Below are 15450 nucleotides of genomic sequence, written 5' to 3'. Positions count from 1 at the left end.
GCTCCACTGCATAAAGCATGAAAATGATGACGCGCAGCAATACCGTTAGAAATTCAAATTTCGTGAGATATTTATAAGAATAGTTGTAAAACGAGGGATTTGTAGGATGGCTCAGCCTGCAATCATTAGATAGATTAACGTAATATCATCAAAAATGCATGTTTGATAGCAGCAAAAGGCCGACGAAAGGAGTTTTAACAGCCATTTATATAAGGAAAATCAGCGTGATATGCTACTGTTGATTTCAGTAACATAAGTGGGGCTTACACACCCGTGTAATGCTGGGTTATCACTCTCATCCTTAAGCTGCACCCCGGATAAACGGCGCTGGAAAGATTGCTCTAACAGCCATGCCAGCTTAAAAGCCGCCTGAGGATAATCCAGCCCTTCTGGTCGGATATTGGAAATACAGTTGCGCTCAGACTCCAGCCGCTGGGTATTCGGCCCCCAAGTCATATAAATCCCTAGACTATCTGGAGAAGAGAGCCCCGGCCTTTCACCAATCAAAATGACCACCGCCTTGGCCTGCAAGCATTCCCCCGCATCATCACCCAACGCCACTCTGGACTGATGAGCCAATACCACCGGAGCGAGTGATAAACCTAATGTCTGTAAATATGGCAGTAGGGCCGCGACCAGAGGGATTGCCTGACGATGCACCGCTTTGGACGATAAGCCATCGCCAATCACCAACAAAACATCAGCTTGCTTATCAGGCCATGCGCACAGTTGCTCACGACTTTGTGGCGACAATTTCCGCCCCAGATCCGGGCGGCGTAAATAGGTGGAACGCTCCGGCGCAGCACTGTTCACCGTGATGGAGGTTAATCCTAAATCAGCCAACTGACTGGCAAGATCTTCACTGATAAAGGGCTGATGTACCGCGTCGCGTGCTTGCGCATGAGCTAAACCAAATTTTAGTAACTCGTGGGTCGGCAAACTTGCCCCGGTACGGCCAAGTGCAATACGAGCCGCGGTAAACTGGCGTAAAGCCTGCCACGGATTAGGATGCAACAGGTCATTATCAGCACTCATCGAGAGACCTCCAACTGCGGTAACTGAGCCAGTAATGGATGATTCATCGCGGTATCACGTAAGCGCCCACTGGCATCCATAATATTCATTTTCTCCAGCCACAGGCCAAACTCAGGGGCATGTTTCAAGCCGAGCAGTTGGCGGATATACAAAGCATCATGAAACGATGTGCTTTGATAATTCAGCATAATGTCATCGGCACCCGGGATGCCCATCATAAAGGTTAATCCGGCCGTTCCTAGCAAGGTCAGTAAGGTATCCATGTCATCCTGATCTGCTTCGGCGTGATTGGTGTAGCAGACATCACAACCTAGCGGAACCCCCAGCAGTTTGCCGCAAAAATGGTCTTCTAAACCGGCACGGATAATCTGTTTGCCATCATAGAGATATTCCGGCCCGATAAAACCGACCACAGTATTGGTCAATAATGGAGAAAACCGGCGCGCAATGGCATAGGCTCGGGCTTCACAGGTTTGCTGATCCACACCAAAATGGGCATTACCTGAAAGACAGCTGCCTTGCCCAGTTTCGAAATACATCACATTGTTGCCCACCGTGCCACGTTTAAGGCTCAGAGCCGCAAGTTGTGCTTCTTCAATTAAGGCGAGATTGATGCCAAAACCGGCATTAGCGGCTTCGCTGCCCGCAATAGATTGAAAGACCAGATCAACCGGCGCACCACGTTCAATCAATTTAAGGGTGTTAGTAATATGGGTCAGTACGCAAGATTGGGTTGGGATCTCAAAGCGGCTGATGACATCGTCCAGCATGTAATTTAGCTTTTCCAACAGCGGCAAACTGTCACTGGCCGGATTGATGCCAATCACCGCATCGCCGCTGCCATACAGCAGCCCATCAAGCATACTGGCCGCAATCCCCTGCAAACTGTCGGTGGGATGATTAGGTTGCAACCGCACACTTAAATGACCAGGAAGGCCAATCGTGTTGCGAAATCGGGTAATCACACTGCATTTCTTCGCCACCAGAATCAAATCCTGATTGCGCATGATTTTACTCACCGCCGCCGCCATTTCCGGGGTGATACCTGCGCTCACTTGCGCCAGCATCACCGTGTCTGTTTGATCGCTGAGCAGCCAATCACGAAAGTCGCCAACCGTCAGGTGCGCTATGGGGGAAAAAGCCTGTAGGGAGTGCGTGTCAATAATCAGTCGCGTGACTTCATCCTGCTCATAGGGGATTAGCATTTGCTGTAAAAAGGTTTTTAACGGCAAATCGGCCAGGGCCATGCGAGCCGCCATACGCTCTTCAGCGCTATCTGCTGCAACACCTGCCAGATAATCCCCCGAGCGCGCGGGTGAAGCTTTCGCCATTAAATCGCGCAAATCACCGAAGTGATAGCGACGATGGCTCAATGTTGTCTGGTACATAACGCGTCCCTTAGTTCAGCAGGCCGCCGAAGCAGCCTGAATATAATGAGGTCACTCTCGCCATGTCATTCGGCACCACTAAGCTGTGGATCGAATGCAGCGGCTGCGCGCGAACGATGGGTCAGACGGAAGTAAATATAACCGACCAACATCATTCCAGCGAATATCAGCGCCAATAGCGGGTTGTAATAGATCATTGCCACCAAACAGACCACCGCAAGAATCAATGCCAGTGCGGGAGCAAAGGGATAGAGAGGCGCCGAGAACGGGCGAGTCAATCGTGGCTCAGTTTGCCTGAGTTTAAATAGCGACAACATCGAGGTGATATACATCACGATGGCACCAAACACTGACATAGTGACGATATTTGCCGTCAGTGGCATACCGCCAATCACGATAAGCGAGTCAGAGAAAATGGCGGCAATCCCCACCACACCACCGGCCAGAATCGCCAGATGCGGAGTACGGAAACGCCGATTAACTTTCGCCAAGGGTTTCGGTAGATACCCGGCACGGGCCAGAGCAAAAATCTGGCGCGAATACCCCATAATAATGCCATGGAAAGAAGCAATCAGGCCGAATAACCCCAGCCAGACCAACATATGCAGCCAACCACTGTCACTGCCGACAATAATTTTCATGGCCTGTGGCAGTGGGTCATTAATATTGGAGAGCTTCGTCCAGTCACCGACTCCACCAGCAAACACCATCACACCGAGCGCCAGCACCACTAAGGTCAGAATGCCGCAGATAAAGGCGCGTGGAATGGTTCGTTGCGGATCTTTGGCTTCTTCAGCCGCCATCGAAGCCCCTTCAATGGCCAGAAAGAACCAAATAGCAAAAGGGATAGCGGCAAAAATACCTGACATTGAACTCAGACTGAAAGTATCTGCCCCCGCCCAGCCACCTTTAACAAAGTTGCTGGCTTCAAAACCGGGAGCCACCACGCCCATAAAGACCAACAATTCAAAAATCGCCAGTACCGTCACTGATAATTCAAATGTTGCCGCGATGCTGACACCCAGAATATTCAGTGACATAAATACCAGATAAGCCCCAACAGCGACCCATTTAGGGTCAATTGCCGGAAACTGCACATTAATATAGGCGCCAATTGCCATCGCAATTGCCGGTGGTGCAAAGACAAACTCGATTAATGTTGCGAGGCCGGCAATAAAGCCGCCGGTAGGGCCAAAAGCGCGGTGGGCATAAGCAAATGGCCCCCCGGCATGAGGAATGGAGGTGGTTAACTCGGTAAAGCTAAAAATAAACGCCGTATACATGGCCGCCACGCCCAACGCGGTAAACAGGAACCCCAGCGTTCCCGCCTGCGCCCAGCCATAACTCCAGCCAAAATACTCGCCGGAAATAACCAACCCGACGGCAATACCCCATAACTGAAAACTACCTAATGTACGTTTTAACTCCGGAGCCTGTTTCGCCTGTGACATACCTTATCCCTGCCATTTGCCAGTAATAGTACGGTCTACGGCTCAAGCAAGGTTTGTACCACATTACAGGCACCCGCTAATTGGCAGGAATACCCGCACTTTATGTAATGAAAAACGGTACCGGAGTGAGGGAAAAGCACAGATTGCGCGCACTTTTTAGAGGCAAATGCACGAAGATGCAGCAGCACTGTCACCCCAAGGCGAGGTGACAGATAAGTCAGCCGATGTTTACTCTTGCGACTCTTCATCCGCAGGTGATTTTCGCTTTTTTGTCCATTCTCGCAGCCGCTGAACATGCAAATAGAGTGCTGGAATAAACAAAATCCCCACGGCGGTGGCCATTAGCATGCCACCAAATACCGTGATACCAATTATCTGGCGGCTCATCGCCCCGGCACCACTGGCAAAGACCAGCGGCATCACACCGAGAATAAATGAAATTGCCGTCATCATGACTGCGCGAAAACGCTGCTTGGCCCCATCTTGGGCCGCTTGCGCAATGCTGGCCCCCTCTTCACGTCGAGCTTTGGAAAACTCGACAATTAATATCGCATTTTTGGCCGCCAGCCCTATCAGCAACACCAAGCCGATTTGCGCGTAAACGTCGTTGGCAAAGCCCATGGCTGATAGCCCGGCAACTGCACCGCCCACGGCAAATACCACCGAAAGAATCACCACCAGCGGGATGCTCCAGCTTTCATACTGGGCCACCAAAAACAGATAGGCAAATACCAGTGCCGCCAGATAAATAAACACTACCTGCCCGCCGGTTTGCTGCTCCTGCCATGACATCCCACTCCAGCTATAGCTGTAACCTTGCGGTAAATTCTGCGCCAATAGCGTCTCCATCGCCGCCATGGCCTGACCAGAACTGGCCCCATCAGCCGCTGAGCCACTAATGGCAACGGAAGGGAACTGGTTGAAATTACTGATAAAGGGAGCGCCAACCGACGGCGTTAAGGTGACAAGGTTCGCCAAGCTGACCAATGCTCCATTATCGCTACGTACGTTCAGACTATTTATCTGTGCAGTACGTTGGCGAAAGTCCATATCATTCTGCAATTGCACCCGGAACATACGGTTATTCAAGGTGAAATCACCGGCATTCATCCCGCCGAGTGAAGTTTGCAAGGTCTGGAAAATACGACTGACCGGCACCTGCAACAAGGCGGCGCGATCTCGATCAATGCTCAGATTGACCTCAGGTACTGAGGCACTGAAAGTGGTAAATACCCGGCTGAGTTTAGGGTCCTGATTAGCGGCAAAAATAATCCCCTGACTGACCTGCGCCAACTCCTGCGATGACTGCCCCAACAGAGCCTGAATGCGCAAATCAAAACCGGAAGCACTCCCCAAACCGGCGATTGCTGGCGGGTTTACCGCCATAATCATCGCCGAGGGAATAGTCGCCAAATTGGCTTGAATGCTGGCCAGCACCCGATCAATATGAGGGCGCTGCCCCCAAGGTTTGAGCATCACAATGGCAAAACCGGCATTGGGTGAGTTATTGCCACTGAGCAAACTGAAACCAGTGATTTTTATCACGTCCTCAACGGCGTCATTAGCCGTTACCTGCTGGTACATCTGGTCCATAACTGTCTGAGTACGATTCAGAGAAGCGCCATCCGGCAGTTGTAAACTGACAAAGAAATAACCCTGATCCTCCTCCGGCAAAAATGAGGTCGGCAGGCGGGTATAACCCCACCAGGTTGCCAGCCCCACCAACAATAGCGCCGCAATGCTAAACACCGCGCGGCTGCTAATCCGGCTGGTTAATCCGACATATCCATCACGCGCACGGTCTAAACCACGGTTGATACCACCAAATACACCGCTATTGGATAAAGTGCGCCGTTTAAGCAACACCGCACACAGCGCCGGACTCAGGGTCAGCGCATTGATACTGGATAAAATGACCGCCGCCGACAGTGTGACGGCAAATTGCCGATACAGCTCGCCCACAATACCCGGCAAAATGGCGATCGGCACAAATACCGCCATCAACACCAATGTAGTGGCAATAATAGGCCCGGCAATCTGGCTCATCGCCTGCTTGGTGGCTTGTGCGGGTGTTAGGTCTGGGTCATTCGATAATAGTCGCTCAACGTTTTCCACCACCACAATGGCATCGTCCACCACGATCGTCAGCGCGAGAATAATGGCGAATAAACTGAGAGTATTGGCTGAGTAACCAAAGACATACAGCACGGCAAAGGTACCAAGCAGCGACACCGGGATGGTGAGCGCGACAATAAAAGTCGCCCGCATACTTTGTAAAAACAGATAGACCACCGCCAACACCACAATCAGGGTCAATGTCAGGGAGATGGCGATTTCATGCAGTGTCGCGGTCACCGGCAAAGTGGAATCGTAATTTATCTCATAAGCCAGATCCGGTGGGAAAGAGGCCGACAACCGGGCCATTTCATCGCGAACCCCATTCGCCACATTTAAAGCATTGGCACCGGGTACCGGATAAACCACTAAAAATGCAGATTCAGTCTGGTTTTGTGCCGCACTAACCTGATAGTTCTGCGCCCCTAGCGCCACGCGGGCAACATCACCCAGCCGAATCATCCCGCCCTGTGGATTGCTGCGAATAATGACATTGGCGAATTGCTGCGGGTCGGTCAGCCGCCCCTGCCCACTGATCGTCAGGGTTTGTTGTTGCTCGGCAGTCGATGGCGATGAACCAATCTGCCCGGCAGCGGCTTGCACGTTCTGCTGCTGTAATGCAGTGACAATGTCTTGCACGCTGACATTCAGTGACTCCATACGTTGTGGATTCAGCCACACCCGCATACTGTAATCGCGCGCACCAAAGACCTGCACATCACCAACACCATTGATACGCGCAATAGCATCACGCAGCTGAATGCTGGTGTAATTACTGACAAACAGCGCATCATGGGCCTGCTTCGGTGAAAAGACACTCACCCCTAGCAATAAGTTAGACGCCCGTTTACGTACTGAAATACCATTCTCATTCACTTCAGCGGGCAGTTGAGCACTCACCTGAGAAATACGGTTCTGCACCTCAACGGCGGCCATATCTGGATCTGTGCCGCTGGCAAAAGTAATACTCAGTTGGTAGCTGCCGTTATTGCCACTGGTGGACTCCATATACAGCATATTACTGACGCCATTAACCTGTGCCTCTAGCGGCGATGCGATGGCTTGCGCCACATCACGGGCACTGGCACCGGGATAAACCGCACTGACCGAGACCACAGGCGGCGTGATATCAGGATATTGCTCCACAGGAATAACATGCAATGACACCCAGCCAACGATGGTGATCACCAGCGCAATGACAATGGCAAACTTGGGACGACGGATAAAGAAATGCAGCATCTGGCCTTCCCCTTAGTTCGCAGTCAGCGGTGTAGCAACACTGGCGCTGACCGTCATTCCGGGCCGGACATGTTGCAGCCCCGACACAATGACGCGCTCACCGACCTTCAGCCCATCCTTCACTTCATATTGTTGTTCAAATTGCTCGCCCAGTGTCACCGGCCGCACTTCAACCTGATCCTTATCTGTCACCACCAGCACAAAATGGCCCTGCTTATTCTGCTGTAACGCCGCGATAGGGATGGCGGTCACCGCTTTGGCAGTTTCTGCCGCCAGCGATACATTGACCACCCCACCGGGTAATAATAGATGCCGTGGATTAGCAAAGCGGGTGCGAATAGTCACGGTACCGGTCTGTTTATCGATTTGATTATCAACAGATTCAAAAACGCCGCTTTCCGGATATTGCTTACCATTCGCCAGTTGAATGCGTGGCGTGAAATGTCCAAATGGCGATGCATTGCCCTCTGCGGTAGCCGAATTGGTTGCTGATGAACCTGCCGTTGGTGAACCCGTCGCCGACAACTGATAGGTGGCCGTAATGTAATCACGCTCATTAACTGCAATTGCCACGCGGATCGGATCAAGCTGCACAATACTGACCAGTGTGCCACTGGCGGGATTAATCAGACTGCCAACATTAAAGCGACTGTGACCAATTTGTCCGGTTATCGGCGCGGTGATGCGGGTGAAACTAAGTTGCAGTTGCTGAATTTGCAGGTTTGCTTGTGCCTGAGCCACCGCCGCCCGGCTAATATCCCGCTGCGCCTGCGCTTCATCGACTTCCGCCTGGCTTACCGAGCGGTTATTGCCCAAGCGCTGTAAGCGGGTAAGCGTCACCTGAGCATGATTGGCACTGGCGGTTGCACTGTCTAATTGTGCCTGCGCCTGAGTCACTGACGCCTGATGTAACGCGGGGTCAATTTCATACAGCAATTCCCCCTGCGTAACCATTTGTCCTTCGGTAAACAATCTGGCGGCAATAAATCCTTCTGTTCGGGTTGTGACATCCACCGCCTGAATAGCTTCTACCCGCCCGAGATATTGCAACGCGCTATCCGGTGTCGCGGAGGTCACTACCGCAACCGTCACCGCCGGCAGTGGAGTGGCTGCCATCGCTGTACCCACGCCCAATAGCAGGACAATGGCGTATGCGGTCAGAGAATATAGCCGAGTACTTAGGATTCGCGCCGCATTAAGGGTCATCGGGTTGCGAACCAATTTCAGTGTAGACATGGTCATTTGTTCCTTACTCTCGGCGGGGTCATGAGTCTGGGTAGGACGTTAATAAAGCTTAGCGGGATTAGTCATATTTTGGTGTCACTTTAACGTCTTGCGACAAAAATTCCTATTACAGTCTAATGTCAGTACGCTAAGTTTATTTAAAAAGAGATGCGCGGAAAGTCACGAGAAGAATTTCAACTGGCTTTATTAAAAAATCGCATGATGATTAACTTCAGAATGTGACGAAATGGCATATAAATGGATAATTAGACGTTAGGTGACTATCCGAGCATAAGGGCGATATAGAGTGAAAACAAATATGCTGGAGGCGATGAGAATTTTTGTTCAAGTAGCTGAGCAGGAAAGTTTCTCCCGAGCGGCTGATATCCTTCAGTTGCACCGCCCCGCCGTCAGTAAAACCATGCAACAACTTGAAAGAGAAGTGGGCGTCAAACTGCTGCATCGAACCACCCGAAAAGTGAGTATGACGGCTGAGGGTGAAGAGTTTTACCAGCGTTGTATTCGCCTTATTAACGATTTTAGTGACACGATGGCAGCGTTTTCCCCGACGTTACCACCACGCGGTCGTCTTCGGCTTGATATGCCCATTACCCTTGCCACAGCAATCATTATTCCTGCATTGCCTGATTTTAAGGATAAATATCCTGATATAGAAATAGTGCTGCGCTCCTCAGATCGCAGAGTCGATCTAATTGCTGAAGGTGTCGATTGTGTGGTCCGACTTGGGGAACTTAATGATTCAAGTTTTATTGGTCGTCGAGTCGGAGAAGCCAAAATGGTTACCTGCGCCTCTCCTGAATATCTAAGAAAATATGGTACACCGCTGACACTTGATGACCTGGCAAACCATAAAGCGGTTAATTTTTTTAGCAATACCAGCCAAGAAGTCATGGACTGGAAGTTCCTAAATAAAGAAGAGGTGGTTACACGGCGGATAAAAAGCAGCATCCTCGTTGATAATTCTGAAGCATTTATCTCCTGCGGATTAGCTGGAATTGGCATTCTACAAGGCCTGAGAGTTTCGCTTGATCCCTATATCCAGGCCGGAAAACTGGTGGAAATTTTTCCTCATATACCTTCAGTAGCCAAACCAATTTCTGTTCTCTATCCAGACCGGCGTTATTTATCACCTAAAGTTAGAGCATTTGTTGACTGGGTCAGTGAATTGTTTTCCATACCACCAAAGCGCTAAATGATTATGATTAATTCAGTAATAGTGAGTTAATTTTTTACCTATTTTTCACCTGTCTGATTAAAGCTAAATTAATCCAATAGATATTCACATTAACCCGTGTTGAATTCGGCGCTGCATAGCGCAATTTAATCAGATTAAGGAGAGACAAGTCATGGCAAAAGTTGTTCGCTTTTATGAAACCGGAGGCCCGGAAGTTCTAAAATTAGAAGATATTGAGGTTGCCGCCCCCTCAGCAGGAGAGGTGCAGATCCGTCTACAGGCCATCGGTCTTAACCGCGCTGAAGTTATGTATCGTTCCGGTCAGTACGTTATTGACCCTCAGTATCCTGCAATATTGGGGTATGAAGGCGCAGGTATTATCGAGGCAATTGGCCCAGATGTAACTGATTTTGCACCAGGTGACGTCGTCAGCATCATTCCTTCGTTCATGTTCAGTGAATATGGCATGTACGGTGAATTGGTAAACGCCCCGATTCATGCGGTAGTCAAGCATCCGACTAACCTCAGTTTTGCAGAAGCCGCAGCAAGTTGGATGATGTTTGTTACGGCTTTCGGTGCGCTGGTTGAGTTCGGTAAGCTTAAGGCCGGCGAAACTATCCTGATCGGGGCCGCATCCAGTAGTGTCGGTTTGGCTGCTATTCAGATTGCGAATATGCTGGAGGCAATCCCCGTAGCCCTGACTCGCACCAGTGAGAAGCGAGATATGTTGTTGAAAGCCGGAGCCGCTCACGTTATTGCGACACAAGAAGATAATTTAATTGAATCCGTGAACAACATCACTAATGGTAAGGGGGCACGTATTGTCTTCGACCCTGTTGGCGGGCCAGAAGTCAGCAGAATGATGAAAGCCATGTCGGCGCAAGGTATTTTCTTCCAGTATGGTGCGCTAGACCCCCGCGACATCACGGTTTCAGTTATGGATATTCTGGGAAAACACCTCACATTGCGCGGATACGAGCTGTTTGAAATCACTACGGTTCCTGACAGGATGGCGCGGGCCAAAAAATTTGTTTCTGATGGGCTTTCTTGCGGACAGTTGAAACCGGTGATTGACCGAATATTCAAACTGGAAGATATCGCTGAAGCTCACCGATATATGGAAGCCAACGGACAAGTTGGGAAAATAGTGGTAACCCTATAGCGATTTCTGCGATGCAGGATATTAACCACTAAGTTAATTTTTTTCTTAACTCAGATTTAACAGCCATAAAAAATTCATATTAAACATAAACCTACGCTTCTGTCGTGGGTTTATGTTTCATTAAATCCCAAATTTTAAATATTAAATTATTCTGAGCTAAAATTATAATTTGACGGAGTTATGTTAGTTTAGATTGCCTCAGAGTCTTTACTTCCTGCTGATTAAACAGGTTTTTCTCTAATACTTAGTATCAGCCCGAACTTTGTAAGTGCTAAGGGAATTCACTATGACAAACTCCACCCCGCAAGAATCACGGGCAAGAGGAGAAAATGTTTTCTTTGCGAAACAAACTTTACAGGCTATGGCTCTGCTCGTTGGGGCAACTATCATTATTGCGGCGGTAGGCATTATCTACATTGCCTCACAATTAAATGAACAGGCGATATCTCAAAGCCGCTTTTTGGTTAATAAAGCGTGGGAGATGCGCCAAAATGAGATCAAAGCCAGAATAAAAGATAATGCTTTTTGGGGCGATGCCTATGAACATCTGCATGTAAAAGTAGACCCTGAATGGGCCTTTATCAGCCAGAATTTGGGGCCATCACTTTATAATGATTTTAATTATGAAGGCGTATTCGTCATTGATGGTCAGGAAAAGACGCGTTATTCCGTTATTGATGGGAAACTGGCAAATACGACGTTACCAGATTGGCTCAATGAGAATATTACACCGCTTATTGATACTGCCCGCGAGCGAGCCGCAACAGAGTATATTGCGACGGAAACCATCGACGTTGCGGGTCAGCCCGTAATCATTGCGGCAGCAGCATTGACCCCAGGTAATGACCCACGAGTTAAACCAGTGCCAGGTGCCCCCTCTGTTCTGGTGTTCGTCAATGTCCTCACACCGGCCGAGCTGGATGCCTTGGGCGAAGATTTCGGCATTCATCAATTACGTACTCCTCGTGACAAAAAAGATATCTCCTCCAGCCCTTCGGTGGCGTTAGTTTCCAGTGACAACAGTGACCTGACTTTGCACTGGAACCAGAGCATGCCGGGGGGGCAGCTACTCAATATATTGCTCCCATTACTGGCGCTGGTTGCTCTTATTCTTGGATTAAGTGGCTGGTTGGTACTGCGGCGAGCCATGTCAGAGGCACAAGTTGCCGATGAAAACAAAGCCGCTTTAATTGCCAGCGAAGAGCGTTTTCGTCATGTTGCAGAGGCCGCAACTGATTGGCTATGGGAAACCGATGCTGATTTACGTATTACCTATCTGTCACAGCGATTTTTAACTATTACCGGGCTAAGTATGGAGCACTGGTTAGGCCGCAATCTTGATTCACTGCTAAATTGCGACATTATTCCGCTGCGCTCTTGGCTGCAACACACCCATCTGACTGAATCTCGTAATGAACTGCAATGCACGTATTTCTCGGCCAAGGGCGATAAACGTATTTGCCGGATTTATGCCAAACCTATTATCAAAGATGCCAAGACTATAGGTTTTCGCGGCACCGCTTCAGATATCACCCGAGAGATAGAAGCGCAGGAACGTATTCAGCACCTTTCTCTGCATGATGTGCTAACCGGTTTACCCAACCGTCTGCGAATGAAAGAGTTTCTGGAAAATAAACTGCGAAACTTAGCCGCCGCACCACACCCGCTGGTGATCCTCAATGTCGATTTGGACAAATTCAAGCCAGTCAATGATACCTATGGTCACGTTACCGGTGATCTGGTGCTGCATCAGGTATCTGAGCGCCTAAGAAGCTGTTTGCGCGATCAAGACCTCGTCGCCCGTCAGGGGGGCGATGAGTTCATTCTGATTATTACCGGCCTGGCATCAATCAAAGAAATTGAGCAGCTCTGCGCCCGTGTTATCGCCCGTATCGAAAGCCCTTATGTCATCAATGGCCAAGATATTTATATCGGTGCCAGCATCGGCATTGCTTTGGCACCACAGGATTCAATGCATGCCGAGGAGTTGTTGCGGTTTGCCGATATTGCCATGTACGAAGCTAAAAATAGCGGCCGTAACCGGTGGAGTTTCTACTCCAGTGAAATGAATGAGCGCCTGATGCAACGCAGCGAACTGGAGCGGTTTTTACGTCAGGCGGTTAAACACAATGAGTTCAGCCTTTATTATCAACCGCGCTATCGTATTGAAGGGACACAACTCACCGGGGCGGAAGCTTTAGTGCGCTGGAATCATCCGGTGCTAGGGCTATTAATGCCGGATCAGTTTATTGCTCTGGCAGAAGAAACCGGGCTTATCACCTCCATCAGCGATTGGACTATGTTACAGGCCTGCCAAGATGCCTCCACCTGGCCTCCATCGTTGATTGTTTCCGTCAATATTTCGGCTATTGAATTCAGAAACCAGCGTCTGATCGAGCGAGTGCGGCAAGTTCTGCTACTGACGGGGCTGCCTAGCCATCGGCTGGAGCTAGAGATAACCGAGCGAATAATGATTGAAGATGCTGATGGGGCATTTAAAACCATGATGGCGTTGAAAGCCCTCGGTGTGCGCTTATCGATGGATGATTTTGGTACTGGATATTCATCACTTAATTATTTGCGCCGTTTCCCATTTGATGGTCTGAAAATTGATAAGAGTTTTACGGATGAACTGGCGGAATCCCATGAGGGTCAGTCAATCGTTGAAGGCATCATTAACCTCGGCCATGCCCTGTCGATGACCGTGACCGCCGAAGGGGTAGAAACCGCCGAGCAGCTTGAGCATCTGCAAGCCCTAATGTGTGATGAAGTACAGGGTTATTTATTAGGCAAGCCAATGAAATTAAATGATTTATCGGTTCTTATTCGCAGTGCGTATTACGACTAGATAAGTAGCAAGAAATACCGCCGAGCCTCTAGGTTAATGCTATTCAGAGGCCCGGCAGTATGGGGATTAGTTAGCTTTTTTGTTTGAAATTAACAATGTCATAAACCAATCCATCCACAGTACTCTTCACGTCATCCGCCGTAATTGGCGTATTACTGTTACTGACATCTTTACCGTAAGCTTTACGTACCACCACGATCACCGGTTTGCCGGTATTAGAGTCAATAACCTGCACTTCCATATAAAGCGCAGTATGTTGGGTGCGATTACCCGTGGCTGCCATAGTACCGGCGATCACTGCGGCAATAGGTACCACTTCATATACCTGCATATCTTTTGTTTCAGCAGAAACCGCCGTAATTGCCGCGCGAACAATTAATGTATTAGGTAGTTTTGGTGAATTGACTAATGGTAATTGACGGCTAAAAGCTTCTTTAAGTCTTTTATTTGCGTAGGCCAAAACTTGATCTAATGTTTGCTGACTCACTCGTTGAGTTGGTGTCGAACGCGGGTAATAAACCAACGGCGTATAATAAACGCCAGTATAGTTGGCAACATTAAAACCAGGTGCAATCCAGCGCAGTATTTTTTGACCACTCGCGGATTCTGTTTCTTGTAATTTGGTGTAGTCACCCAGAAAACCAGAGTATTGCGCGCTGGTTGTGACTTTTGAGGCGCATCCTGCCACTAATATCCCGACGGCAATTAGCGCCGCTATTTTATAACTTTTCAGAAGGAGCATTGTATTTTCCTATGTGTTTATTAGGGACCTAAAAAACAGGAATGCAGAAAAGACCGGGAAGACCAAAGAATGTGAGTACTCACCATTTAAATTCTAAACCATGGCGAATTATTTGCTGAATATAATTTAAGCCTCCGTAGAGGCTATTAATTAGATTTAATTTGAGAGTGAAATCTTGGTGGAAAGCTAATTAAATCAGGGCAAAACTAAACACCAATAGTTTTTAATTGATAAAGGCCATCAAGAAAAGCCGGAATAAAACTTCCCGGCCCGGTAACTTGCTGAGAGACCACACCACCAACCTGCGACATAATTCGGCACGCTGTCGCAACATGATGCAAGCGATCGCCTTCAAGTGCACAGAACGCCGCCACCACTGCAGACAACGCACAGCCGGTGCCAACTACCCGCGTCATCAGCAGATCACCGCCGGGCACGGCGAAATCACGCTGCCCATCAGTGATGTAATCCACCTCACCGGTCACCGCGACCACCGTCTTAACCTGCTGTGCTAACTGGCGAGCGGAAGGCAATGCAGCCAATGAAGTATCAACGCTATCAACTCCTCGCCCCATGGTTGCCATGCCGCTCAACGCCATAATCTCCGAGGCATTGCCCCGTATAGCCGCCGGTTTGAGTGTCAATAAGTGGTGGGCAAATTCGGTGCGATACGCCAACCCACCGACAGCAACAGGGTCCAGTACCCACGGAGTGGCTGTTTGGTTGGCCGCAGCAATTGCCGCCAACATGGCTTCTGCTCGTGTTCGATGCAAGGTGCCAATATTGATCAACAAGCCATTGGCCATGGCGCTGAATTGCGCCGCCTCTTTAGGCTCTACCACCATCGCCGGAAAAGCCCCCAGTGCCAGTAATACATTGGCGGTGAAGGACTGCACAACCTCATTGGTTAAACAGTGAACCAGCGGCGGTGTGGCATGAAATTGCTGCAAACAGGCCGCTGCCAATGTATCAGGGAATAAATCCGGTGTAATAGAAGGGTCAGAATGAATGGTGTGCACGGTGCCTCCCACCAGTGAACAGAAAGGATATT

10 protein-coding genes are annotated in these 15450 nt (G+C 49.3%); 3 read left to right on the top strand and 7 right to left on the bottom strand.

The window, feature by feature from the left end; translation table 11 throughout:
• Positions 1 to 219 precede the first annotated feature (219 nt).
• From eutC to N0H69_RS06720, 5 genes are all read right to left on the bottom strand, one after another.
• A complete protein-coding gene (eutC, locus tag N0H69_RS06740) occupies positions 220 to 1035 on the bottom strand; it encodes an ethanolamine ammonia-lyase subunit EutC (RefSeq protein ID WP_050150853.1) in 816 nt (271 codons plus the stop codon).
• Positions 1032 to 2423, bottom strand: a complete 1392-nt coding sequence (locus N0H69_RS06735) for an ethanolamine ammonia-lyase subunit EutB (RefSeq protein ID WP_050108473.1) — start codon at positions 2421 to 2423, stop codon at positions 1032 to 1034. Before N0H69_RS06735 ends, eutC begins: the two co-directional genes overlap by 4 nt.
• Before the next feature lie 65 nt (positions 2424 to 2488).
• Positions 2489 to 3874, bottom strand: coding sequence for an ethanolamine permease (eat, locus tag N0H69_RS06730; protein ID WP_050150851.1), 1386 nt, complete (start codon positions 3872 to 3874; stop codon positions 2489 to 2491).
• 228 nt (positions 3875 to 4102) lie between these two features.
• Entirely contained in the window at positions 4103 to 7228 is a 3126-nt protein-coding gene (locus tag N0H69_RS06725) for an efflux RND transporter permease subunit (protein ID WP_050150849.1), read from the bottom strand.
• Between the two features lie 12 nt (positions 7229 to 7240).
• Positions 7241 to 8464, bottom strand: a complete 1224-nt coding sequence (locus N0H69_RS06720; RefSeq protein WP_072077438.1) for an efflux RND transporter periplasmic adaptor subunit — start codon at positions 8462 to 8464, stop codon at positions 7241 to 7243.
• A 295-nt stretch (positions 8465 to 8759) separates the two neighbouring features.
• Here N0H69_RS06720 and N0H69_RS06715 point away from each other — a divergent pair, with 295 nt between their 5' ends.
• The 3 genes from N0H69_RS06715 to N0H69_RS06705 all read left to right on the top strand — a co-directional run bounded on the left by N0H69_RS06715 (position 8760) and on the right by N0H69_RS06705 (position 13657).
• A complete protein-coding gene (locus tag N0H69_RS06715; RefSeq protein ID WP_216594547.1) occupies positions 8760 to 9665 on the top strand; it encodes a LysR family transcriptional regulator in 906 nt (301 codons plus the stop codon).
• A 154-nt stretch (positions 9666 to 9819) separates the two neighbouring features.
• Positions 9820 to 10809, top strand: coding sequence for a zinc-dependent alcohol dehydrogenase family protein (locus tag N0H69_RS06710; RefSeq protein ID WP_050150843.1), 990 nt, complete (start codon positions 9820 to 9822; stop codon positions 10807 to 10809).
• A 286-nt stretch (positions 10810 to 11095) separates the two neighbouring features.
• Complete coding sequence (locus tag N0H69_RS06705; protein ID WP_050108484.1) at positions 11096 to 13657, top strand: bifunctional diguanylate cyclase/phosphodiesterase; 2562 nt, start codon at positions 11096 to 11098, stop codon at positions 13655 to 13657.
• A 70-nt stretch (positions 13658 to 13727) separates the two neighbouring features.
• On the opposite strand, the gene N0H69_RS06700 is transcribed toward N0H69_RS06705, so the two are convergent.
• Both N0H69_RS06700 and thiM read right to left on the bottom strand, forming a co-directional pair.
• Complete coding sequence (locus tag N0H69_RS06700; protein WP_050150841.1) at positions 13728 to 14399, bottom strand: DUF3313 domain-containing protein; 672 nt, start codon at positions 14397 to 14399, stop codon at positions 13728 to 13730.
• Positions 14400 to 14605: 206 nt separating this feature from the next.
• Positions 14606 to 15418: a hydroxyethylthiazole kinase gene (gene thiM, locus N0H69_RS06695; protein WP_172665414.1), complete on the bottom strand. Its 813-nt coding sequence runs from the start codon at positions 15416 to 15418 to the stop codon at positions 14606 to 14608.
• Positions 15419 to 15450 lie beyond the last annotated feature (32 nt).

The sequence above is a fragment of the Yersinia alsatica genome (assembly GCF_025133195.1).
Lineage (GTDB): Bacteria > Pseudomonadota > Gammaproteobacteria > Enterobacterales > Enterobacteriaceae > Yersinia > Yersinia alsatica.
The sequence above is the reverse complement of the archived record's forward strand: the minus strand, read 5'-3'. Positions and strand labels throughout refer to the sequence as shown.

Coding starts and splice junctions, on each gene's coding strand:
- eutC (WP_050150853.1), bottom strand. CDS start 1,035: ATGAGTGCTGATAATGACCTGTTGCATCCTAATCCGTGGCAGGCTTTA.
- N0H69_RS06725 (WP_050150849.1), bottom strand. CDS start 7,228: ATGCTGCATTTCTTTATCCGTCGTCCCAAGTTTGCCATTGTCATTGCG.
- N0H69_RS06735 (WP_050108473.1), bottom strand. CDS start 2,423: ATGTACCAGACAACATTGAGCCATCGTCGCTATCACTTCGGTGATTTG.
- eat (WP_050150851.1), bottom strand. CDS start 3,874: ATGTCACAGGCGAAACAGGCTCCGGAGTTAAAACGTACATTAGGTAGT.
- N0H69_RS06710 (WP_050150843.1), top strand. CDS start 9,820: ATGGCAAAAGTTGTTCGCTTTTATGAAACCGGAGGCCCGGAAGTTCTA.
- N0H69_RS06720 (WP_072077438.1), bottom strand. CDS start 8,464: ATGTCTACACTGAAATTGGTTCGCAACCCGATGACCCTTAATGCGGCG.
- N0H69_RS06705 (WP_050108484.1), top strand. CDS start 11,096: ATGACAAACTCCACCCCGCAAGAATCACGGGCAAGAGGAGAAAATGTT.
- N0H69_RS06700 (WP_050150841.1), bottom strand. CDS start 14,399: ATGCTCCTTCTGAAAAGTTATAAAATAGCGGCGCTAATTGCCGTCGGG.